At 64.7% G+C, this 22,487-nt stretch carries 23 protein-coding genes and 2 pseudogenes; 17 read left to right on the forward strand and 8 right to left on the reverse strand.

The features are described from left to right. Positions 1-146 precede the first annotated feature (146 nt). The 10 genes from ACVIN2_RS03635 to aat all read left to right on the forward strand — a co-directional run bounded on the left by ACVIN2_RS03635 (position 147) and on the right by aat (position 10,136). Positions 147-1,550, forward strand: a complete 1,404-nt coding sequence (locus tag ACVIN2_RS03635) for a M48 family metalloprotease (RefSeq protein WP_456764525.1) — start codon at positions 147-149, stop codon at positions 1,548-1,550. Positions 1,551-1,691: 141 nt separating this feature from the next. Next, positions 1,692-2,459, forward strand: coding sequence for a DsbA family protein (locus ACVIN2_RS03640; protein WP_456764526.1), 768 nt, complete (start codon positions 1,692-1,694; stop codon positions 2,457-2,459). A gap of 241 nt (positions 2,460-2,700) precedes the next feature. After that, on the forward strand, positions 2,701-3,555 hold the full coding sequence (locus ACVIN2_RS03645) for a DUF1236 domain-containing protein (protein ID WP_456764527.1): 855 nt from the start codon (positions 2,701-2,703) through the stop codon (positions 3,553-3,555). Positions 3,556-3,819: 264 nt separating this feature from the next. Beyond that, positions 3,820-4,287: a type II 3-dehydroquinate dehydratase gene (gene aroQ / locus ACVIN2_RS03650; RefSeq protein ID WP_456764528.1), complete on the forward strand. Its 468-nt coding sequence runs from the start codon at positions 3,820-3,822 to the stop codon at positions 4,285-4,287. A gap of 37 nt (positions 4,288-4,324) precedes the next feature. Further along, positions 4,325-4,813, forward strand: coding sequence for an acetyl-CoA carboxylase biotin carboxyl carrier protein (gene accB / locus ACVIN2_RS03655; protein ID WP_456764529.1), 489 nt, complete (start codon positions 4,325-4,327; stop codon positions 4,811-4,813). A gap of 60 nt (positions 4,814-4,873) precedes the next feature. Next, positions 4,874-6,232 carry an acetyl-CoA carboxylase biotin carboxylase subunit gene (gene accC / locus ACVIN2_RS03660; RefSeq protein WP_456764530.1) on the forward strand — a complete coding sequence of 453 codons (1,359 nt, stop codon included), beginning with the start codon at positions 4,874-4,876 and terminating at the stop codon, positions 6,230-6,232. Positions 6,233-6,338: 106 nt separating this feature from the next. Continuing rightward, positions 6,339-7,856: a sensor histidine kinase gene (locus tag ACVIN2_RS03665; RefSeq protein ID WP_456764531.1), complete on the forward strand. Its 1,518-nt coding sequence runs from the start codon at positions 6,339-6,341 to the stop codon at positions 7,854-7,856. Beyond that, positions 7,853-8,293 carry a response regulator gene (locus tag ACVIN2_RS03670; protein WP_007609730.1) on the forward strand — a complete coding sequence of 147 codons (441 nt, stop codon included), beginning with the start codon at positions 7,853-7,855 and terminating at the stop codon, positions 8,291-8,293. The genes ACVIN2_RS03665 and ACVIN2_RS03670 overlap by 4 nt, the downstream gene beginning before the upstream one ends. Further along, entirely contained in the window at positions 8,290-9,405 is a 1,116-nt protein-coding gene (locus tag ACVIN2_RS03675) for a sensor histidine kinase (protein WP_456764532.1), read from the forward strand. Before ACVIN2_RS03670 ends, ACVIN2_RS03675 begins: the two co-directional genes overlap by 4 nt. 50 nt (positions 9,406-9,455) lie before the next feature. Then, the gene (gene aat, locus ACVIN2_RS03680; RefSeq protein WP_026232743.1) at positions 9,456-10,136 is read left to right on the forward strand and encodes a leucyl/phenylalanyl-tRNA--protein transferase; all 681 of its coding nucleotides are present in this window, start codon (positions 9,456-9,458) and stop codon (positions 10,134-10,136) included. 35 nt (positions 10,137-10,171) lie between these two features. On the opposite strand, the pseudogene ACVIN2_RS03685 reads toward aat, so the two are convergent. Next, positions 10,172-11,220 (reverse strand): annotated as a pseudogene (locus ACVIN2_RS03685) (DUF2155 domain-containing protein). A gap of 252 nt (positions 11,221-11,472) precedes the next feature. Between ACVIN2_RS03685 and ACVIN2_RS03690 the strand changes: the two are divergent. Further along, positions 11,473-11,604: pseudogene (locus ACVIN2_RS03690) on the forward strand (alpha/beta hydrolase); the annotation flags it as partial. A gap of 13 nt (positions 11,605-11,617) precedes the next feature. Beyond that, positions 11,618-12,634, forward strand: a complete 1,017-nt coding sequence (locus ACVIN2_RS03695; protein WP_456764533.1) for a Na+-dependent transporter — start codon at positions 11,618-11,620, stop codon at positions 12,632-12,634. 41 nt (positions 12,635-12,675) lie between these two features. Here the strand turns inward: ACVIN2_RS03695 and ACVIN2_RS03700 are convergent, their stop codons facing one another. After that, positions 12,676-12,852: a hypothetical protein gene (locus ACVIN2_RS03700; protein ID WP_275171898.1), complete on the reverse strand. Its 177-nt coding sequence runs from the start codon at positions 12,850-12,852 to the stop codon at positions 12,676-12,678. 130 nt (positions 12,853-12,982) lie between these two features. Then, positions 12,983-13,924 carry a GlxA family transcriptional regulator gene (locus tag ACVIN2_RS03705; RefSeq protein WP_456764534.1) on the reverse strand — a complete coding sequence of 314 codons (942 nt, stop codon included), beginning with the start codon at positions 13,922-13,924 and terminating at the stop codon, positions 12,983-12,985. Positions 13,925-14,015: 91 nt separating this feature from the next. Here ACVIN2_RS03705 and ACVIN2_RS03710 point away from each other — a divergent pair, with 91 nt between their 5' ends. After that, positions 14,016-14,702, forward strand: a complete 687-nt coding sequence (locus tag ACVIN2_RS03710; protein ID WP_456764535.1) for a DJ-1/PfpI family protein — start codon at positions 14,016-14,018, stop codon at positions 14,700-14,702. 431 nt (positions 14,703-15,133) lie between these two features. Here ACVIN2_RS03710 and ACVIN2_RS03715 read toward each other — a convergent pair whose 3' ends face one another. Beyond that, positions 15,134-15,541, reverse strand: coding sequence for an NADH:ubiquinone oxidoreductase subunit NDUFA12 (locus tag ACVIN2_RS03715; protein ID WP_354054866.1), 408 nt, complete (start codon positions 15,539-15,541; stop codon positions 15,134-15,136). A 246-nt stretch (positions 15,542-15,787) separates the two neighbouring features. Between ACVIN2_RS03715 and ACVIN2_RS03720 the strand changes: the two genes are divergently transcribed. The 3 genes from ACVIN2_RS03720 (at position 15,788) to ACVIN2_RS03730 (ending at position 19,379) form a co-directional block, all read left to right on the forward strand. Beyond that, on the forward strand, positions 15,788-16,465 hold the full coding sequence (locus ACVIN2_RS03720) for a BA14K family protein (protein ID WP_456764536.1): 678 nt from the start codon (positions 15,788-15,790) through the stop codon (positions 16,463-16,465). Between the two features lie 242 nt (positions 16,466-16,707). Further along, entirely contained in the window at positions 16,708-17,130 is a 423-nt protein-coding gene (locus ACVIN2_RS03725) for a response regulator (protein ID WP_027569815.1), read from the forward strand. After that, a complete protein-coding gene (locus tag ACVIN2_RS03730; RefSeq protein WP_456764537.1) occupies positions 17,127-19,379 on the forward strand; it encodes a CHASE3 domain-containing protein in 2,253 nt (750 codons plus the stop codon). Before ACVIN2_RS03725 ends, ACVIN2_RS03730 begins: the two co-directional genes overlap by 4 nt. Here ACVIN2_RS03730 and ACVIN2_RS03735 read toward each other — a convergent pair. The 4 genes from ACVIN2_RS03735 to ACVIN2_RS03750 all read right to left on the reverse strand — a co-directional run bounded on the left by ACVIN2_RS03735 (position 19,376) and on the right by ACVIN2_RS03750 (position 21,266). After that, positions 19,376-20,143, reverse strand: coding sequence for an arginase family protein (locus tag ACVIN2_RS03735; protein ID WP_456764538.1), 768 nt, complete (start codon positions 20,141-20,143; stop codon positions 19,376-19,378). The genes ACVIN2_RS03730 and ACVIN2_RS03735 overlap by 4 nt on opposite strands. Then, positions 20,118-20,312: a hypothetical protein gene (locus ACVIN2_RS03740; protein ID WP_456764539.1), complete on the reverse strand. Its 195-nt coding sequence runs from the start codon at positions 20,310-20,312 to the stop codon at positions 20,118-20,120. Before ACVIN2_RS03740 ends, ACVIN2_RS03735 begins: the two co-directional genes overlap by 26 nt. Positions 20,313-20,520: 208 nt before the next feature. Further along, positions 20,521-20,826: a putative quinol monooxygenase gene (locus ACVIN2_RS03745; protein WP_456764540.1), complete on the reverse strand. Its 306-nt coding sequence runs from the start codon at positions 20,824-20,826 to the stop codon at positions 20,521-20,523. Between the two features lie 74 nt (positions 20,827-20,900). Continuing rightward, positions 20,901-21,266, reverse strand: coding sequence for a hypothetical protein (locus tag ACVIN2_RS03750; RefSeq protein ID WP_456764541.1), 366 nt, complete (start codon positions 21,264-21,266; stop codon positions 20,901-20,903). Positions 21,267-21,455: 189 nt separating this feature from the next. On the opposite strand from ACVIN2_RS03750, the gene ACVIN2_RS03755 reads away from it, so the two are divergent. After that, positions 21,456-22,292 (forward strand): helix-turn-helix domain-containing protein, encoded by an 837-nt coding sequence (locus ACVIN2_RS03755; RefSeq protein WP_456764542.1) that lies wholly within the window; start codon positions 21,456-21,458, stop codon positions 22,290-22,292. Positions 22,293-22,487: the final 195 nt, after the last annotated feature.

A 22,487-nucleotide genomic window follows, 5' to 3' on the forward strand; every position in this document is an offset into this window, starting at 1 on the left:
CGCATTGTACGGCTCATAAGGGGTACGGCTCAAAGGGGCATATCGCGTATCCGGTCCGCCGCCAATCGCCAAAACCAATCACTGAACTGCTTGACCAGGAATGCCTGACAAGCTTGCTGACAAGACCGTTTGACCCAGACCGCTTGATGTTGTTCCAGATCGCATTGCGCAAGAAGGCCACCGCCCTCACCTCGCTCCTCGCGGCGGCTGCGATCGCGCTGACGCCGTTCTCGGCCGCGCATGCGCAGGCCAAGGGGCCGCCGGTCCTGCGCGACACCGAGACCGAGCAGCTGCTGCGCGAATACACCCGCCCGATCCTGCGCGCCGCCGGTCTGGAAAAGCAGAACATCCAGATGGTGATCGTCAACGAGGGCTCGTTCAACGCGTTCGTCGCCGATGGCCGCCGCATCTTCGTCAATTACGGTGCGATCCTCCAGTCGGAGACGCCGAACCAGATCATCGGCGTGCTCGCGCACGAGACCGGGCATCTGGCCGGCGGCCATCTGTCCAAGCTGCGCGAGCAGCTCGCCAACGCCCAGACCCAGATGATCATCGCCATGCTGCTCGGCGCCGGCGCGATGGCTGTAGGCAGCACCCGCGGCAGTGGCAGCGCCGGCAACAATGGCCTTGCCAATGCCGGAGCCGCCGCCCTCGCCGGCCCCCAGGAGATGATCCGCCGGACGCTGCTGTCCTACCAGCGCCAGCAGGAGGAGAACGCCGATCGCGCCGGCGTGAAATTCCTGACTGCGACCCAGCAGTCGCCGAAGGGCATGTACGAGACCTTCAAGCGCTTCACCAGCGAGAGCCTGTTCGCGGCACGCGGCGCCGATCCCTATCTCCAGTCGCACCCGATGCCCGCCGAGCGCGTCGCTTCCTTGCAAGAGTTCGCCAGCTCCAGCCCTTATTGGGACAAGAAGGACGATCCCGCGCTCCAGCTCCGCCACGACATGGTGCGCGCCAAGATCTCCGCCTTCATGGAGCGGCCGGAGACGGTGTACCGCCGCTATCCCCTGACCAACGACAGCATGCCGGCGCGCTACGCCCGCGCCATCAGCACCTATCTGCACGGGGATTTGCGCAGCGCGCTCACCCAGATCGACGCGCTGATCCAGGTCCAGCCCAACAATGCGTATTTTTACGAGGTGCGCGGCCAGGCCCTGCTGGAGGGCGGCAAGCCGGCCGAGGCGATCCCTGCCCTGCGCAAGGCTGTCGCACTTTCGAACAACGCGCCCCTCATCGAGATGTTACTTGGGCAGGCTCTGGTTGGGTCCGATAATAAGGCCTACACCGATGACGCCGTTCGGATTCTCCGGGCCGCGGTCGCACGGGAACCGGAGGCCATTCTCGGCTACATGCAGCTCGCGATGGCCTATGGCCGTAAGGGCGACTATGCCGAGGCCGATCTGGCGTCGGCGCAGGCCGCTTATCTGCGCGGCGACAACAAGACCGCCCGCGAGCTTGCGACGCGCGCGAAAACCCGTTTCGCCGTCGGCACGCCCGGATGGGTCAAGGCCGACGACATCGTGGCGTCGAAACCGCCGCGCAACTGACAAGACCAAGACGACCTGACAAGTCGACGCCTTACGCCACGACGCCTTAAGAAACGACGCCTTACGAAACGACGTCACGACACCGAGCTTAAGTCCGCCGGGACGTTTTCCGAAACCTGCTTTGGATAAGAGGATTTGCCTATGCCTTCGCTGCGCCTGCTTGCTCCCGCGCTGTTTGCGCTCGCCATATTCGGCGCAGCCGCGCCCGCGTCGGCCGACAGCTTCTCCGATGCCCAGCGCACGGACATCGAGGTCATCATCAAGAACTATCTCGTCACCCATCCCGAGGTGCTCGAGGAAGCGATGACCGAGCTCACCAAGCGCCAGGCCGCAGCCGAGACGCAAAAACACGAGGCCAGCGTCGCGCAGAATTCCGACGCGATCTTCAACTCGCCGCGCCAAGTCGTGCTCGGCAACAAGGACGGCGACGTCACCTTCGTCGAGTTCTTCGACTACAATTGCGGCTACTGCAAGCGCGCGATGGACGACATGCTCACCCTCATGAAGGCTGATCCGAAGCTGAAGGTGGTGCTGAAGGAGTTTCCGGTGCTGAGCCAGGGCTCGGTCGAAGCAGCCCAGGTCGCCGTCGCGGTGCGCATGCAGGATCCCTCCGGCAAGAAATATCTCGATTTCCATCAGAAGCTGCTCGGCGGCCGTGGCGCGGCCGACAAGGCGCGTGCGCTTCAGGCGGCCAAGGAGGCCGGCCTCGACACCGCTAAAATCGAGAAGGACATCGGCAGCGCCGAGGTGCGCACCACCATCGAGGAGAACTTCAAGCTCGCCGAAGCGATGGGCATGAACGGCACGCCCAGCTACGTGATCGGCAAGCAGATCGTTGTCGGCGCCGTCGGTGTCGATAGCCTGAAGGAAAAGATCGCTGTGGCCCGCTGCGGCAAAGCGACCTGCTAACAAGGCGACTTGTTAACAAGGCGACTTGCTGACAAGCGATCTGCGGATCACGTCTACAACTCACGCATGCAACGAGGCCGGCTGAAAAGCCGGCCTTTTCATTGCGCCGAAATCTGGCGCGCGCGTTCATCGGGCATTCAACAAACAAATGCCGCGGAACCGCCAATGTTCCGGAACTCCTGATAACTCCTTTCGTTGTCGGCGCGGGCAATGACGCAGAGAAACACGTGAGGAGAATTCAATGTCTAACCGCTTTATGATCTCGGTCGCCGCGCTCGCGCTCGTCGCCGGCACCGGTCTGGCGAACGCGCAGGGCACCATGAACCGCGACAGCGGTGGCGGTGCAGGCGCGCAGCCGACGCAGCATTCGCAGCCTTCCGGCGCCGCCGAGCGCGGCGGCTCGATGGGTAAGGAATCCGCCCAGGAGAAGGGCACCGTCGGTCAGACTGGCGGCGCCACGAAGCCCGGCGGTGCAGCCGAGGAGAAATCGTCGGGCGGGATGGACAAGTCTGGCGCGATGAACAAGAACGCGGCCGACGAGAAGGCCGGCGCGGCGAAGGGTGAGCACGCCCAAGGCGCGCAGGATAAGTCCGCGCAAGACAAGTCCGCGCAGGACAAGTCCATGCATGACAAGTCAGCGCAGGACAAGGCAGCGCAGGACAAGTCGAAGAGCACGATGGACAAGTCCCAAACGGACAAGTCCAAGAGCACGGAGACTGACACCAAGAGCGGCAACATGAACGCCCAGACCAAGGGCGCAGACAGCCAGACCAAGGGTGCGGACAACAAGGCTGCCGATACCAAGTCTCAGACCACGACCGGCACGGCCTCCGCGACCGCTTCTGCACCGCCGCCCGAGAAGCGGACCGAGATCACATCCGCGATCAAGTCGACCAAGATCGAGGAAACGACCAACGTCAACTTCAACATCTCTGTCGGCACGACGGTCCCTGCCAGCGTTCATTTCCACCCGCTCCCGCCGCGGATCGTCGAGATCTATCCGGAGTGGCGCGGCTACGAGGTGATCTTCGTGCACGGCCAGTACGTCATCGTTCGTCCGCAGACGCGCGAGATCGTGTACGTCATCGAGGGCTAAGCCGGTCCGCTGACCGACCCATCCCGCACGAGCCCCCGCCGAGAGATCGGCGGGGGCTTTCGGTCTCTCGGGAGACCCCGCCCCTCTGGCACTGCGACAGCCATGGTTCGGACTGGTTAACAAGCAATTTCCGTAGCTTGCGCACAGATTTTTGCACCCCGGATGAGCTATCTGAAGCCCCCTCGGAGGTCCTTCAAGGCTTCCCCTCACGCGCTTTGTTACCTATAACCCCCGCCACGCCGAAGCACCTCTTGCGGGATTGGAATGGCCGAACCAGCAACCGACACGATCCTTGTCCTGAACGGGCCGAACCTCAACATGTTGGGGACACGCGAGCCCGAGAAGTACGGGCATGCGTCGCTGGCCGACGTCGAGGCGCTGTGCCGGGAGACGGCGGCTATGTTCGGCCTCAAGGCCGACTGCCGGCAGTCCAACCGCGAGGGCGAGCTGATCGACTTCATCCACGAGGCACATGCCCGCAAGATGAAGGGCATCATCATCAATGCCGGCGGCTATTCGCACACATCGATCGCGCTGCACGACGCGCTGCTCGCGGTGCAGATCCCGACGGTCGAGGTGCACGTCACCAACATCCACGCCCGCGAGAATTTCCGACATCACTCCTACACCGCGCGCGCGGCCTTCGCCTCGCTCTGCGGTTTCGGCATCGAGGGCTACCGCCTCGCCATCCAGGGCCTTGCCGCCAAGCTCGGCATCAAGCCCAAAGCCTGACGCTCCCCCTTCACACAGAACATTCGGATCAAACAACATGGCGCGCCAGCCAGACGACAAAGCAGCCGCAAAGTTTTCCAGCGAGGATTCCGCCCTCGTCCGCGAGCTCGCCTTGCTGCTCGATGAGACCAGCCTCACCGAAATCGAGATCGAGCGAGCCGGCCTGCGCCTGCGCGTCGCCCGCAACATCAGCGTCGCCGCGACCATGCCGATGCAGATGGCGGCCGCCCCGGCCGCCCTCCCGGCGGCCACAGTTGCCGCCGCGCCTGCCGCCGCCGACCTGTCGAAGCATCCCGGCGCCGTGACCTCGCCGATGGTCGGCACCGCCTATTGGTCGCCGGAGCCCGGCGCCAAGCCGTTCATCGAGGTTGGCAGCAAGGTCTCGGTCGGCCAGACGCTGCTGATCATCGAAGCCATGAAGACCATGAACCAGATCCCCTCGCCGCGCGCCGGCACGGTGACGCAGATCGTGATCGAGGACGGCCAGCCGGTCGAATACGGCGAGCCGCTCGTGATCATTGAGTGACGTTCGAGGGCGGTCTCATCGCCCTCGCCGCTTTCCGCGCGTCAGTCCAATAAGGACACCATGTTCGACAAGATCCTCATAGCCAATCGCGGCGAGATCGCCCTTCGCATCCTCAGGGCCTGCAAGGAGCTCGGGATCGCGACCGTCGCCGTGCACTCCACCGCCGACGCCGATGCCATGCATGTGCGCCTGTCGGACGAGAGCGTGTGCATCGGGCCACCGGCCTCCAAGGACAGCTATCTCAACGTGCCCGCGCTGCTCGCGGCCTGCGAGATCACAGGGGCCGATGCCGTGCATCCCGGCTACGGCTTCCTGTCGGAGAACGCGCGCTTCGCCGAAATCCTCGCCGAGCATAATCTGCATTTCATCGGCCCGAAGGCCGAGCACATCCGCCTGATGGGCGACAAGATCGAGGCCAAGAGGACGGCCAAGAAGCTCGGCATTCCCGTGGTGCCCGGCTCCGACGGAGGGGTCGGCCCCAACGACGACGCAATGGCGATCGCCAGGAAGATCGGCTTCCCCGTGCTGGTCAAGGCCGCGGCGGGCGGCGGCGGCCGCGGCATGAAAGTGGCCGAGAGCGAGGCCGATCTTCAGGTCGCGCTGTCGACGGCTGCCAACGAGGCCAAATCCGCTTTCGGCGATGCCTCCGTCTACCTCGAGAAATATCTGCAGAAGCCGCGCCACATCGAGATCCAGATCCTCGGCGACGGCCGCGGCGGCGCGATTCATCTCGGCGAACGCGACTGCTCGCTGCAGCGACGCCACCAGAAGGTCTGGGAGGAAGGCCCCTCGCCTGTGCTGACTGCGGCCGCACGCGACAAGATCGGCGAGACCTGCGCCAAGGCGATGCGCGAGATGAAATATCTCGGCGTCGGCACCATCGAATTCCTGTTCGAGGACGGCGAGTTCTACTTCATCGAGATGAACACGCGCATCCAGGTCGAGCATCCCGTCACCGAGAGCATCACCGACATCGACCTCGTGCTGGAGCAGATCCGCATCGCCGCCGGCGGCGACCTGCCGGCGAGGCAGGAAGAGGTCCAGGTCATCGGCCACGCGATCGAGTGCCGCATCAACGCCGAGAATCCGCAGACCTTTCGTCCTTCGCCCGGCCGCATCACGCAATATCACCCGCCGGGAGGACTCGGCGTGCGGATCGATTCCGCCGTCTATCAAGGCTACACGATCCCGCCTTATTACGACTCGCTGGTCGGCAAGCTGATCGTGCACGGCAAGACCCGCGGCGAGTGCCTGATGCGGTTGCGCCGGGCGCTGGACGAGATGGTGGTCGAGGGCATCGAGACCACCTTGCCGCTGTTCCGCGCTCTGGTGCGCGAAGACGACATCATCAACGGCGACTACCACATCCACTGGCTGGAACAATATCTCGCCGGCAAGGCGGAACCCGCCCCGAAGTAGCCGTCCCTCGGCATGGAACCCTTTGGCCCTAATCGCGTTTGGGACGATGGGGACAGTTCCGAGGGGGCGTTTTGAAGTCCGGCAATCCTGATCGAGCGAGACCGTCGTGACCGCTGACGCGCAGCGACGGCGTACATTTTGGCAGATCCTGCTGTTCGCAGCGGGACTGCTGGTGCTGACGGTGATCAGCGCCGGCTCCGTCTACCTCGTCAACAAGGCGAGAGACGACAGCAAATGGGTGGTTCACACCATCGAGGCGGAGAACCAGATCAACGCCCTCCTGCTGGAAATCCGGCGGGCTGAGAGCACGGCCCGCGGCTACCTCCTGACAAAGGGGGAGGACTTCAAGGCCGACCATGACAAGGCCGTGGCGGCCATCATCCCGGCTCTGGACAGGCTCACGCGCCTGATCGGCGACAATCCGGCGCAACGCGAGAACATCGAGAAGCTGAGCGCAGCGATCGAGACCCGGCTCGGGCAGTTCGCGCAGGAGATGGATTTCATCCGGAGGGGCGAGCCGGAGAAGGCCGCAGCGCTGGTCCGCGAGGTTGTCTCCACGGACGCGACAGCCGCCATCGCCAAAGTCGCGACTGGGATGATCCAGGAAGAAGAACGGCTGTTCCGGCTCCGATCGGTCAATTCGGACCGCAGCCAGACCCTCGCGGCGTCGATGACGGGCATCGGCTCCGGCCTCGTAGTGCTGCTGGCGCTGATCTCGATCTGGCTGGTGCGGCACTCGGTCCGTGCCCGTGACGATGCCGAGGCGCGCCTGCGCGATGCCAACGTCAACCTGGAGGCCGTGGTCGACGAACGCACGGCCGATCTGCGCGAAGCCAACAACGAGATCCAGCGCTTTGCCTATATCGTCAGCCACGATCTGCGCTCGCCACTCGTCAACATCATGGGCTTCACCAGCGAACTCGAAGAGCTCGGCGGCGACATTTTCCGCCGTATCGGCGGCCTTACCCACGTCCCGGCCGACGGGCCGCCGCTGCCGGACGGCGAGATCGCGCTCGAAGGTCCCGATAAGCAGCTCTCGGCGGATTTTTCCGAAGCGCTGGGCTTCATCAAGTCGTCGATCGCCAAAATGGACCGCCTGATCTCGGCGATCCTCAATCTCACCCGCGAGGGCCGGCGCGAGTTCCAGCCGGAAAAGATCGACACCGCCGAGCTGACCGAAGCGATCGTGTCGACGCTGGCGCATCAGGCCGCCGAGGCGCAGGCGGAGATTCATGTCGCGCCCCTGCCCGATCTCGTCAGCGACCGCCTGGCGCTGGAGCAGATCTTCTCCAATCTGATCGACAATGCCATCAAATATCTCAAGCCCGGCGTCCCCGGCGAGATCAGAATTCGCGGGCGCACCAAGCTCGGCTACGCAATCTTCGAGATCAGCGATAACGGCCGCGGCATCGACCCCAAGGACCACCAGCGGATCTTTGACCTGTTTCGCCGCGCCGGAACCCAGGACAAGCCCGGTCAGGGCATCGGTCTTGCGCATGTGCGTGCACTTGTGCGTCGCCTCGGCGGCACCATGTCGGTATCATCGGAACTGAATACGGGCAGTACCTTCACCATCACGCTGCCCATCACCTGGAACGCCAGCAACCGGAACGCGGATCAATGACTCAACCCGTCAGCATCATCATGATCGAGGACGACGAAGGACACGCGCGGCTGATCGAGCGGAACATCCGTAGGTCCGGCGTCAACAACGAGATCATCTCCTTTGCCAACGGCACGGACGCGATGAAACACCTGTTCGGGCCCGACGGCAGCGGGCTCGTGCAGAAAGGTAATGCGCTCCTGATCCTGCTCGATCTCAACCTTCCCGACATGACCGGGATCGACATTCTCAAGCAGATCAAGGAGAACAAATATCTGAAGGCCTCGCCCGTGGTGGTGCTGACCACCACCGACGATTCCCAGGAAATCAAGCGCTGCTACGAGCTCGGCTGCAATGTCTACATCACCAAGCCCGTGAACTACGAGAATTTCGCCAATGCCATCCGGCAGCTCGGCTTGTTCTTCTCGGTCATCCAGGTCCCGCCCGCCGCCCCATGAACCAGCGCATGCCCACACTGCTCTACATCGACGACGACGGGGCGCTTGCGCGCCTGGTCGATCGCGGCCTGACACGGCGCGGCTACAAGGTCGTTCACGCCGCAAGCGGCGAGGAAGGCCTCGAGCTCATCCGCCGCGCGGGCGCGCAGGACAGCATTGACCGCGGCATCGACGTCGTGGCGCTCGACCAGTACATGCCCGGCCTCGACGGACTGGAGACGCTGGAGCAGATCATGGCGATACCGGGCGCGCCGCCGGTGGTCTTCGTCACCGCGTCGCAGGATTCCAGCATTGCGGTGACGGCGCTGAAAGCGGGCGCGGCCGATTATCTCGTCAAGGACGTCAAGGGCGACTTCATCCCCCTGCTTCACGTCGCGGCCGAGGGCGCGCTGCGCCAGGCCGAACTGCAGAAGGCGCGCGAGGAAGCCGAAGCCGAGATCCATGCCTCGCGCGACCGCTACGCTGCGCTCGCAGCCGAACGCGAGCTGCTGCTGCGCGAGGTCAACCACCGCGTCGGCAACTCGCTCCAGATCATCGCCTCCCTGCTGCACCTGCAGGCAAGCTCCGCCGCGCAGGACGAGGTCAAGGCTGCATTGACCAACGCGATGGGCCGCGTCGCCGCGGTCGCGCAGGTGCACCGCCGCCTCTACACCTCGCAGGACCTGAAGAGCGTGGTCCTGAACCAGTATCTGGACTCGCTGCTCGAGGATCTCAGGCGCTCGGCCGAGGGCAATCGGATGTCGCGCCTGACGCTGAAGGCCGAACCGATCGAGATCGATCCGGACCGTGCGGTCGCCGTCGGCATCATCGTCAACGAACTGGTGATGAACGCGGTGAAATACGCCTACCCGGACGGCGCCGGCCCGATCCATGTCGAGCTGACCTCGCAGGGCGACGATCTCCTGCTATCGATCAGCGACGATGGCGTCGGCGACAACGTCAAGGCCGATCCGCGCTCGACCGGCATGGGCCAGCGTATCGTCGCAGCCATGGCCACGAAGCTCGACGCTTCGGTCGAGCGCGACCCCACCCATTCCGGAACCCGCGTTGTCTTGACGTTCCGCCGTGTCCCCGCTGCCGCCGGCAAGCCGGCTGCTGCCGCAGCGAACTGATCCGCACCGCCCATCGCAACCGCCTTGCGATCCTGCTATTGTGGCGGGCCATGACTTCGCGCGACTCTGCCCCGTCTGAAATCACGCCAGCCGTGCTGCTGCGCGCCTATGCCTGCGGCATCTTTCCGATGGCCGAAAGCGCCGATGATCCGACCCTGTTCTGGGTCGAGCCCGAGTTGCGCGGGGTCATCCCGCTCGATGGATTTCGCGTGGCCTCCCGGCTCGCGCGCACAGTGCGTTCGGATTCATTCCGCGTCACCGTCAATACCGCCTTCAAGGCCACCATCGCCGGCTGCGCCGCGCCGCAGGCCGGGCGCGAGGACACCTGGATCAATAAGCGCATCCGTGACCTCTATGGCGGGCTGTACGAGCTCGGCCATTGCCACAGCGTCGAGGCCTGGCAGGGCGAGGACCTCGTCGGCGGGCTTTACGGCGTCAGCCTGGGCCGGGCCTTTTTCGGCGAGAGCATGTTCCACACCGCGCGCGATGCCTCCAAGGTCGCGCTGGTGCATCTGGTCGCGCGGCTCATCCATGGCGGCTTCGAGCTGCTCGACACCCAATACGTCACCGAGCACCTGAAGAGTTTTGGCGCGGCCGAGATTTCGCGGCGGCGCTACACCGCGCTGCTCGACAAGGCGCTCGCAGGCGAGCCCGGCGATTTCCTGAGGCTCTCCGCCGGCGAAGCGATCCCGGGCGCACGCGCGCTCGAGATCATCGCCGCGCGGCAATAATCAAGGATTACCGGCCAAACCTCGCGGGATTTGGCCTAGCGGCCAAACCCGGGGATACCGAACAGACCCGGCCGCTGCTCGGGCGGCGGAGGTGGCGGCGGCGGTGCCGGCTGCTGTTGCTGGATCGGCGGCAGCGGCTGCGGCGGACGCTGCTGCACCTGCTTGGGCGCGGCCTTCTTCTGCGCGGGCGGCGGCGGCGCTGCCGGCTTGGTGCCGGGATCCGGTGCCGCGGTCGCAATCGTCTGCTGCGGCTCTTTGCAGTCGGTGAGCCAGATATCGTAGATCGGGTGCTCAACGCCGTGCAGGCCCGGACTTGCCGCGTACATCCAGCCCGAGAAGATGCGCTTCACCTCACCCTGCAAGGTGATCTCGTCGACCTCGACGAAGGCGTCGGTGTTGGCGGCCTCGGTCGCCGGCCGCGTGTAGCAGGCGTCGGTTTTGACGCGCAGCGCTCCGAACTGCACCGTCTCGCCGATCTCCTCGTCGAAATTGATGATGCGCCCGGTGATCTTGTCGAGGCCGGAGAAGGTCGCCTTCTTGTTCACGATCTTCTGGGCCGGCGGCTCGGTGACGACCTCGTCGCCCGGCTGAAGGCTCGCCGGCGTCTGCGGGACTGCGCCGCCCGGCCCGCCCTTCTGCTGTGGCTGGCGCTGACCGGGCGCGCCCGGGGCGCCTTGCGGATTGGGTGGAGCGACCGCGACGGGCGGCGGCTGGTTTGGCGGAGCAGCACTAGACCCGGGCGGCGGCGCCAGAGGCTGGGTCTCGACCGGCCCCGGCATCACATTGCCCTGCCGACCCGGCGGCGGCGCCATCGGACGCGACGGCAGCACACGGCCTTGCGGCGGCAGCTCCGGCACCTCTTCGTCGTCGTCGGGCATCTGCTGCTGCGGTTGCGGCTGGCCACGCGGAATGTTGCCGGGCGGCCGAAGCGGCGGCGGATCGGAGAAGATCGTGCCGATCTGCGCCTGCGCCGGCGTTGCAGCCGTCAGTGCGGTGGCGGCCAGAAGCGCCGCAAGACCTGTCAGGGTAAATGTTCGAAACATATCTCGCGCGGCTTCAACAGCGAATCGGGCTTGCTGGACATTCTACAGGGGATACCGCCGCTCGCAGGCCATCCGGTTAACACGGCGAATACGGCGGGGGAAGGGCGGCATCCCTGCCCTTCCCGGCCCGGTCTGGCCAGATCGGCCCCCGGATGGGATAGTCGAGCACCTCCCTGGGGGCCAGGCGGCTCCGACCAAAAAGAACTCCAACCATAACTGGAAACCCGCAAGGTCGCTCCCCCATGCCCGTCGTGCTCGATCCCGATGCCGCCGCCGTCTACCAGGCCTTCCAAGAGGCCGGCGTGCCCATGGCTACCAAGCATGATCCCGGCCAATTCCACGGCTTTTTCACGATGGGGAAATTGCTGCGGGAGGCCAATGTCGCCGTGAGCGAGATCGGCGCGTGGCTGAAAGGATTGGGCTGAAACGCCGTTCCCGATGCCACCCGTTCTTCAAAGCATATTCGCCCTCCCCCTGCGCGGGCTGACATGGCTTGGCGGCCAAGGCACCCGCGCGGTGGCGGCCGTCGTGTTCATCGCGCTCGCGGTGCCGCCGCTCGGGGCGTTGCTGCGCCCCTACGTCACGGAGGCGATCTTCGTTCTGCTCTGCATCTCCTTCATGCGGGTCGATCTCGCCGCGCTCACCGGCCATCTGCGGCGGCCGGCGCTGGTCGGGACCGCCACCGTCTGGACCATGATCGGCGTGCCCGTGATCGTCGGGCTGATCGTCCATGTCACCGGGCTCACGGCGCGCGCCCCCGACCTTGCGCTCGCATTGATGCTGCAGAGCATGGCCTCGCCGATGATGGCCGCGCCGGCGCTGGCCGCGCTGATGGGCCTCGACGCCACGCTGGTGCTGGTCACGCTGGTGAGCGCGACCGCGCTGGTGCCGTTCACGGCCTCGCTGTTCGCAAGCCTGTTCCTCGATGGCATGCTCAGCATCTCGCCGCCTGCGCTGGGGCTGAAGCTGCTCGGCATCCTCGCCGCATCGCTGCTGGCCGCGACCGTGATCCGGCAGGTCTTCGGCGCGGCCGCGATCCAGCGCCACAGGCAGCCGATCGACGGCTTCAACATCGTCATCCTGCTGGTCTTCGCGACTGCGATCATGGGCGACGTCGCCAGCGATCTCGTCGCCCGGCCGGTCTCCACCCTCGGCTTCGCGGCGCTCGCCTTCGCGATCTATTTCACGCTGCTTGCCATCACCACGCTGCTGTTCCGCCGCATCGGCTATGAGCGCGCGCTGGCGCTCGGGCTGATGGTGTCACAGCGCAATCTGGGCCTGATGCTCGCCGCGACCGCCGGCGTGCTGCCGCCGACCACATGGCTCTACTTCGCGATGACGCAGTTTCCCATTCACCTGGCGCCCTACATGCTGATGCCGATCGCGCGGCGCTTGACGGCGCGCGCGCAGGCCTCGGGCGCCGCGGCAACCGGCGGCAAGGCCGCATCGGGCTGAACCAGTCCGCAAGTCAACCGCTGGTGACCAAGTGAATGTCGTCACGCAGCGCGCCAATTTCCCTTGTGAATATCGAACTTCACGGCGCCTTCGTCACGCATCTTCAACAGGAGCGATTGACAGTCGTCCTGGTTCTTGATGTTCACGCGCTTCATGACTTCGAAAGTCTTCAAAGGTTTTTCGCGAAGGGCAATCAGAATCTTTTCTCGATCGGTCATTGGGGTTCCTTGCATCGGGATCGGCGACGGTACGTGTTGTACTGATCGTCTGCAACGGGTGACGCAAGGCCGGGCAATATGCAAGTCCGCTCACCCGCTCAAGCGGCCTTTCCAAATCGATGAATTCTCCCTACCCGGCCCTTGCCGCGCGCCGCAGCGCCTGCGGCGGCTGACCGAAGGCGCGGATGAAAGCGCGCCGCATGCGCTCGGGGTCGCCGAAGCCGGTTGTCTCCGCGACGAGTTCGATCGCCTCGCGCGAGGACTGCACGCGTTCGCGCGCGACCTCGATGCGCAAGCGCTCGATGGCCTTCGAGGGCGTCGTGCCGGTCTCGGCGGCAAAGGCGCGGGCAAAATGCCGCGCACTCATGCCGGCGCGATCGGCGAGATCTTCGACCGTCAAGCGGGCGTCGAGGTTCTCGCGCGCCCAGGACAGCAGCGCGCCGAAGCGCCCGTTCGGCGTCTTCAATTCCAGAAGTGACGAGAACTGCGACTGGCCGCCACTGCGGCGATGATAGAGCACGAGCTGCCGCGCGGTGTCCTGCGCGATCTGCTCGCCGTGATCCTCCGTCACCATCGCGAGCGCAAGGTCGATGCCCGCCGTGATGCCTGCCGACGTCCACACATTGCCGTCGCGCGTGAAAATCTGGTCCGGCTCGAACTTCACCTTGGGATAGCGCGCGACGAAATCCCGCGTGCGTCCCCAATGGGTGGTGGCGCGGCGGCCGTCGAGCAATCCCGCCTCGGCCAGCACATAGGCGCCCGAGCAGACGCTCGCCACCCGCACACCGCGCCGCGCCAGCCGCTGCACGAAGGCGCGCGTGACCTCGCAGCGCGCGGCGTCCGTCACGCCCGCGCCTCCCGCCACGACCAGCGTCGTGATCGCATTGGCCGACTTGAAGTCGCGCGCCATCATCTCGACGCCGGACGAGCTGCGCACGGGCCCCGCGTTCACCGCCAGCACGCGGATCCCGGTCGTCGTCTTGCCCGTGCAGCGCGCCGCGATCTCGAACACGGAGATCGGGCCGGCCGCATCGAGCAACTGGAAGTCCTGGAAGATCAGGATGCCGATCATGGTCATGTCCGAAAGCGAGGGAAATACGCCATTTTGGACAGAAGGGCATCATGACAGGCTGCTTCCGTCAAGCTCATAATTGGAGGCTCTCATGTCGTCCCCGCTCCAGATCGGTCTCTTGGTGTTTCCGCGCGTCACCCAGCTCGATTTTACGGGTCCCCTGCAGGTGTTCTCCTCTGTGCCGGGCGCAAAACTGCATTTGATCTGGAAACGGATCGAGCCGGTGCCGAGCGATTCCGTGCTGACGCTGACGCCGACCACGACCTTCGCCGACTGCCCGCAGCTCGACGTGATCTGCGTGCCGGGCGGCGGCGGCACCAACGATCTGCTCAATGACGAGGAGGTGCTCGGTTTCCTGCGCCGGCAGGCCGAGGGCGCCAAATACGTCACCTCGGTCTGCACGGGATCGCTGGCGCTCGGCGCCGCCGGCCTCCTGAAGGGCTACCGCGCCGCCACGCATTGGAGCGCGATGGAGATGCTCGCTCAGTTCGGCGCGACGCCGACCAAGACGCGCGTCTGCGTCGACCGCAACCGCATCACCGGCGGCGGCGTCACCGCGGGAATCGATTTCGCGCTGACCCTGGTCTCGATCATGGTCGATCGCACCACCGCGGAGGCGATCCAGCTTCAGCTCGAATACAATCCCGCCCCGCCGTTCAATGCAGGCTCGCCGGATACCGCGCCTGCGGAAGTGCTGGCGTTGCTCAGAGAGCGCGGCGCGCAGGGTCAGGCCCGGCGGCTAGAGGCGGTGAAGCGCGCAGCTGAGCGGATGACCTAGTCTCCGCTCTCGTGTCCCGGACGCGCTGCGGCGCCATAAGCGCGTTCACGCGCGCTATGGCGGTGCCGCGCATGGACGCGACATCCAGTTGTCCCCCAAAGAAAAAGGCCGCCCGGTTTCCCGAGCGGCCTTTCCTGTCTTACGGCGGCTGCACATTTCATCGGGCGATTTCGGAGCTTCCAGACCGGGGGCCTATTTCCCGATCGAGTCCTGGTCGGCGGCCGCTGCATTTCGGGCCAGTCGCGAACTGTTGCCCGAACCGAACGCGATGGTCTCCCATCTCCGTAAGATGCGACCATTGAGCCGCATCGCCCGCGTGGCTGCAACGCCCGCGCAGGACTCATCCCCGCTGTTCCCGCTGTCCACAGCAAAGCGAGGCGGATGCGGGTGCATCCACTCCCACGACAAGGGTTGAGACGGGGATCGGAAGCCTAGCTGGGCGTCCAGGGCTGATAGTCGCCGGTTGCCTTGGGCCGCTTGCCACTGGCGAGCGTCGAGCCCGAGGGACGGTAGGCGTTGGCCGTGCCCGTGAGATTGGGCTGGTGCGGCTTTTCCCACTCGCGCGGCTGGTAGTTGTCCTGCGTCGGCGGCACGTCGACGGTGTGATGCATCCAGCCGTGCCAGGACGGCGGGATGCGGCTGGCCTCGGCATAGCCGTTATAGACCACCCAACGCCGCTCGAAGCCGAGCGCCGGGTCGATCGCCCCGCCGCGGGTGCGATAATAGAGGTTGCCCTGCTCGTCCTGGCCGACCAGCTCGCCGTAGCGCTTGGTCCAGAGTTGGGTGCCAAACGTCTGGCCATTCCACCAGGTGAAGAACTTGAGGAAGAATTGTTTCATGCGGCAAGGGCCCTGCTTCGTCGGGTCCTGATGCCATCCGGACGGCGAAATGTCCAGTTCGGCGCGGGCGGCGCTGCCCCGCTGCGGATGCGTCTACCGGCACGGAACGCTGCCGCAAATCGGACGCGATCCGTTCATGCCGGATACAGCGTCGCCATGAGAGCCTGTCCTCGCACGCAAACCCCCGTGATCCCAGGAACTCCAGCCCATTCATGGGGTTTGCTTCCGGGAAAAGGAGTTTTGATCATGAAAAGTCTGAAAGTCTTGAGCGCGGCTGCGGCCGTGGCGCTGGTTCTCCCGTTGGCGACGCCAAGCTTTGCGCAAGGTCGCGGCGGACATGGCGGGGGCGGCGGTGGCCATTTCGGCGGAGGTGGCGGTGCCCACTTCGGCGGCGGTGGCGGCGGCGCTCACTTCGGTGGTGGCGGGGCTCACTTTGGCGGTGGCGGCGCCCGCATGGGCGGCGGCAATTTCGGCGGCGCGAGGATCGACGGCGGCGGTGGCAATTTCGCCGCCGGCTCAGCGGTACGTCCCAGCGGTGGCAGCTTCGTAGGCGGCGCGAGCCGACAGGCCTTCTCGCCGTCCTTCGGCGGTACACGCAGCGTCGCGACTGCGGGCAACTGGCAGGGCGGTAGCGGCAATTGGAGCGGTCGTCACTGGCATCATCGTCACGGCGGCGGCTTCTGGCCTGGTGTTGCCGCGGGTGCTGCGATCGGCGGCCTCGGATCGTACGCCTATTACGGCGGCGGCTATTACAACGACCCCTATTACTATGGCGACGACAGCTATTATGATGAGCCGTCAGTCGCCGTGGTCCCCGATAGCGGCGGCGACTCCGCGGGCTACTGTGCGCAGCGCTACAAGTCCTACGATCCGGCGTCCGGCACCTATCTCGGCTATGACGGCCAGCGTCATCCCTGCCCGTAAGCCGACCTGCAACACTTGAAGAAGAAGGCGTCGCAGCGATGCGGCGCCTTTTTCGCATGCGGGCGCCTCACCTGTTTCGCTCGCCTCGTGTTCGCCATCGGCGATTGGCGCGTACAACCGATGCGAGCGGACCTTTATTCACCGCACCGTGCATACCTACCCTTATCCAATCCCAAATTGACCCGACGCGCGATTCACCTGTATCAACTTGGCTATGGGGACTTCGATGACTGGGAAGTGTCATGCCGCGTATTCTCGTGGTCGATGACGATCCGATGGTCGGTGCGACCATCGAGGTCCTCCTCCAACGTCAGGGCTTCGACGTCACGTTGACTGACGGCGGAGAAACGGGTTTGGCTGCGCTCGAAACCCAGAGTTTCGACGTGATGCTGGTCGACATCTTCATGCCGCATATGCGCGGCTTCGAGTCCATTCGCATCTTTCACGAGCGCGCGCCGGCGGTTCCGCTGATCGCGATGTCCGGCTACGCCTTCGCCTCATCCGCCTCGCCCTCTCCCGACTTCCTCCGGATGGCGCTGGAGCTCGGCGCGACCCGCTGCCTGCGCAAGCCGTTCACGCCGGACGCGCTGCTGACCACGATCCGGGAATGCATCGCCGCGCCGGGCGATGGCTCGCAGCCGAAGGACAAGAAAGAAGCCCCTTGATCCCAACGCAGCGCGTCATTCTCGGTGCTGGACTTGCCATCCTCCTGATCATCACCGCAGCCTCTATCGGCCTCGACGTCAAGTCGCGGTCCGACGCGGCCTGGGTCAATCACACCGTCCAGGTGCTCAAGAAGATCTCCGACCTGCGCGTGCTGATGCGCAGTGCCGAGAGCGCCGCACGCGGCTACGAGATCTATCGCAACCCGAGCTTCAGCGAGGAATTCCAGGCGGTGCACGCCCGGATCGCACCGGCACTCGCCGACCTCAAGCGCAGCGTGCGCGACACTCCCGAACATGTCGCGCTGCTCGAGGGCACCGAGCCGCTGGCGCTGCGCCGGATCGAGATCGCCGCCGAAGTGATGCGCCTGCGCGCCGGAAACGATCAGGCCGGCATTGCCGCGCTCCAGGGCAAGGGCGAGGGCCGTGGTCTCATGGACACGGTGATGGGCAATTTCGATCATTTGAGCGCCGAGGAAGAACGATTGCTCGCGGCGCGCTCCCAGGATTCGCGCCGCACCGGCATCGTGCTGCTCGGCATCGACGTCGCCGGCGCGCTGGTGATCCTGCTGCTGGTCGTGATGATGATGCGCGAGAGCCGGCGCACTGAGGGCGCCCTCAAGAGCACGCTATTGGAAACCACGGCCGCCAAGCATCAGCTCGAGGCCGCGGTGGCCGAGCGTACGGACCATCTGGTCACCGCGCATGACGAGCTGCGCCTCTCGGTCAACGTGCTCCAGAGCACCTTTCACAGCATGGCGGAGGCAGTGCTGGTCATCGATGCCGAGGGCAATGTCCTTCTGTCCAATCCGGCCGCCGAGCGCATGCTGCTGCACCGGACCGGCATGAACCTGCGCAATCTGCGGGCGATGTCCAGCGTGCTTCACGGCGACGGCGTCACCCCGCTCAAGCCCGACCAGCTGCCGTCGGCACGCGTGCTGCGCGGCGAACCGTTCGAGAACATGGAGATGATCGTCCGCCCGCACAGCGGCAGTCCTTCCCGCCATCTCATGATCAGCGGCCGGCCGATGCTGGACGGGCAAGGCAAAGTCTCCGGCGCGGTGCTGGTCTATCACGACGCGACCATTTCGCGCGAGACCGAGCGGCAATTGTACCAGTCGCAGAAGCTGGATGCGATCGGCAAGCTCACCGGCGGCGTCGCGCACGACTTCAACAACATGCTGACCGTGATCTCCGGCAATACCGAGACGCTGGTGGCAAGCCTGAAGCAGCAGCCTGAGCTCCAGCGCGTGGCGCGCCTGATCGACGAGGCCGCCGAACGCTGCGCCGAACTGATCCAGCATCTGCTCGCCTTCGCGCGCAGGCAGCCGCTGCAGCCGCGCAACGTCGAGATCAACGCCGCGGTCGCGGACATCGCGAAACTCCTGCGTCCTACCCTCGGCGAGCAGATCGAGATCGAGACCGTGCTCGAACAGGGGCAGATGACCGCGCACATCGATCCGTCCCGCCTCACCAATGCCCTGCTCAACATGGCGATCAACGCCCGCGACGCCATGCCGAACGGCGGCAAGCTGCTGCTCGAGGCCCACCGCGTCGTGCTCGACCAGGCCTATGCGCAAAACAATCCCGACGTGAGGCCCGGCACTTACGTGATGCTCGCCGTCAGCGACACCGGCACCGGCATGCCGGCCGAGGTGCAGCAGCAGGCGTTCGAGCCGTTCTTCACCACCAAGGAGGTCGGCAAAGGAAGCGGCCTCGGCCTCTCCATGGTCTACGGGTTCGTCAAGCAGTCCGGCGGCCACATCAAGATCTACAGCGAGGAAGGCCACGGCACCACGATCAAGCTCTATCTGCCGCCGGGCGAAGGCATGGCCGAGGTGGCCCCCACCACGACGCCGCAGGCGGAAGGCGGCGCCGAGACCATTTTCGTGGTCGAGGATGACCCGCTGGTGCGCAACTTCGTCACCGTGCAGCTCCAGAGCCTCGGTTACCAGACCGTCGCCGCGCCCGACGGCAAGGCCGCGCTCGAATTGATCCAGGCCGGCCAGCCGTTCGACCTGCTGTTCACCGACGTCGTCATTCCCGGCGGCATGAGCGGACGCGATCTCGCCGACAAGGTGGCGACGATCCGCCCCGGGGTGAAGGTGCTCTACACCTCCGGCTACACCGACAACGCCATCGTCCACCACGGCAAGCTCGACGACGGCGTCATGCTCCTGACAAAACCCTACCGCCGCAACCAGCTCGCCGAGATGATCCGGAAGGCGCTGGGAGACAGGCCGGCCGGCTAGCGCTTCTGCTTGGCGATATGTCCAATGGCGTTGCAGATGATCCGCGCTGCGCAGATCGCCCCGATATTCTGCACGTCACGCTCCGGCACCAATTCCACCAGATCGAGACCGACAATTCTGGCCTTCGAGGCGACGCCCGCGATCAGGTCTATGACGTCGAAATAGGACAGGCCGCCGGGTTGCGGCAGAAGCACGCCGGGAATGACGGACGGATCGAGGCCGTCACAGTCGATCGTGATCAGGCAATTCGCGTTTTCCTCGACGGCACTAAGGACGGCATGAACGCCCCGGCTCCTAACGTCTCGTGCTGTAAAAATCCTGGAGCCCCAGTTCCGCGCGCAACTGAGCTCCTGCGGCCCCGAGCCGCCGATCCCCCGTAAACCGACCTGCACAATCCGTTCGACCCAAGGCAACTCGCTGGCGCGCCGCATCGTGCTGGAAAAAGTATGTGCTGAGCCGTCGCGCCGGTCCTTCCAATCCAGATGCGCGTCGATCTGCAGGATGGTCAGCCTGCCGATATCTTCGAACGCCTCGAAAAACGGTATGGGGACGGAATCATCTCCGCCCAGCAGCATAGGTACCGCGCCGGACGTCAGGATCTTTTTGGTGGCTCTCCTGATTGTATTCCGGTTTTCCTCGGGAGCATCGGGTGACGTCGGAAGATCGCCGCCATCGATGACCCGGATTTGCTCCGGGTCGAGCAGGATTCCGTCCTGGTCGAAATCCCACCTGACAAGGTCAGGTCTGGTAAACGCGCAAAGCATTGCGAATGGCCGTTGGGCCATTCGCGGCATGGCTGGTCCGGCCCTCCAAATGCGGTGTGGCATCGGCAGCTGCGAAGATGACGATGTCGGCTTCGCCAAGAGCAAGGGGAACAGGCAGGGCAAGGTCGCACGCTGCGACGCCGAGGAATGTATTGCGCTCGCTCGCCATCACCGTCTCGCTGGAGGAACTCAGTCCGCCCGACAGAGCTAATCCGCAACGCTTGGACGAGTTCCTGATTTGCTCTTGGCCCGGCGCCGAGCCGAACGCCGGGGCCACTCTCGCCTGGGAACATGACCTCAGTTGACTCAATGCTGTAAGCCGATGAGGGGCACGTTCGGTGCCTGCAAACACCAGACCGGGCTGCGCTCAGAAAACGTCAGCGATGGTCGCTCCGTAGGGGCTCCCAGATCTCGATTTCGCGGTCCGACGCGAGCAATTCGGGAAGCGCATGGTGCCAAGCGTCCCGATATGGCCGCTTGATCTGAACGTTCAAGACCTCTTCATGGCTCTCCCACGTCTCGTAGAGCATGAAGCGATACTCGGAGGCCGTATCGCGATGCAGGACCGCTTGGTGAAAGGTCGGCTCATCTCTCATCGCATCGAGGACCGTCCCGAGCAGTTGTAGAAAATTCGAGCGTTGCTCGGGCACGACGTTGAATTTGATGACATAGGTGACGGGCACGATGATTGCCTCGGTGTTTGCTTGGCGGAACTTGCTGGGTGGACGATGGCCCGCCGCAGGACGATCCGTCGGCCTCAAGCCGGAAAGAACTGATAGTCCGCCACGATCTTTCCGCTGCCATCCACGATGAGAAACTCGAGCCCGCGGGCCAGAATGGTGTCGCCCTTGGCGGGAAGCATTTCCCAGTGAAAGACCACGGCGTCGTGCACCCGGCGAGCATCGTCAGCGGCCCGAAATCGGTTGGCATTATCCCTGACGTTCTTCTCATGAGACTCACGCACTCGTCTCTCGAGCGCCTCGTACCCTTCGACCTCGCGATCGCCCACATAGTGCCGGCCCCGGGTGACCCATAGTTCCGCGATTTGGCTTGTGCGCCGCTCTGCATCGGTTTCGTTCCAGACGGCGACGTAGCGGTCGGCCAGACTGCTTGGGCTTTCCATAGTCATCTCCTTGAAATAACGACGCTAGCGCCGCTTCACGGCTCGCGCCCTCGTTAGCGCACGCGGAAGGGTGCCTCACGCGACCGCGGTCGGTCGATAACGTCGCAAGTAAAAAAAGCACGGACCTCCGGTGCGAATTTGACGTGAGAGGTAATAGTCTGGCGGGGGTGGCAGTTGATAAGGTGAAACATGGCCGTTCGCGCAGTTGAATTTGGCGTATTGCTACGGAGGTGGCGCGCCAGCCGGGGTATGTCGCAGACGACGCTGGCGCTGGCCGCAAACAGCTCGACGCGGCACCTGTCCTATCTCGAGACCGGTCGCTCTCATCCGAGCAAGGAAATGGTCCTGCGCCTGGGTGAGCAGTTGAAATTGTCGTTACGGGATCAAAACACGCTTCTGTTGGCCGCAGGGTTTGCGCCCGAGTTCGCCGAGCGGTGTCTCGAAGAGATGTCGTCTGCCACGTCCGCGATGGAGCAGATCCTACGGGTCCATCTTCCTTATCCGGCCTATGTGTTGGACCGACACTGGAACGTCGTTCTGTCGAATGCGGCGCTGCCGCAACTATATGAGGGATGTTCTCCGGAGTTGCTTCGCAGTCCCGTCAACGCCGTGCGCCTCGTCCTGCATCCAGACGGGATGGGGCCGCGTATCGACAATTTCGTCGAGTGGCGCGCCCACACCATCACGGTGCTGAAGCAGCAGATTGAGGCAAGAGCGGATTCCGTTATTCAGGCGCTGCTGAGCGAGGTGTTGTCCTATCCGGCCCCCAAGGGTGCCGTGGCGCTTGCATCAAGTGAGGGCCCTCAGCGGTATGTGACGCCACTTCGTGTTCAGACCAAGTTCGGCAGAGTCTCGTTCCTGAACACCACAACGGTTTTCGGCGCCCCCGCCGACATCACACTGTCGGAGCTTGCCCTCGAAATGTTGTTTCCGGCCGACGAGGCCACAATCGCCATTGTGAAAGACATGGCCAGTGACGCCAAACTGTCGGCCAGCGGCGCTCCGCTCGCGTCCAGAGTTGGCTGATCGATCGGCCTGGTCCGCATGCGATGCAGATGGCCATCTATTTAGAACCGCCGCTTTCAAGAAAACACCCGGTGATGCTCTCGCTGACGGTTACAGAGGCGCTCCAGGGAGGAAGCACCGATCACGTGACCACTGTTCTCTCAAATATACTCCCACCCCGAAAAGTATTTTGACTTCCGAGGTCATCGACACCCT

Source organism: Bradyrhizobium sp. USDA 3650 (genome assembly GCF_054057395.1).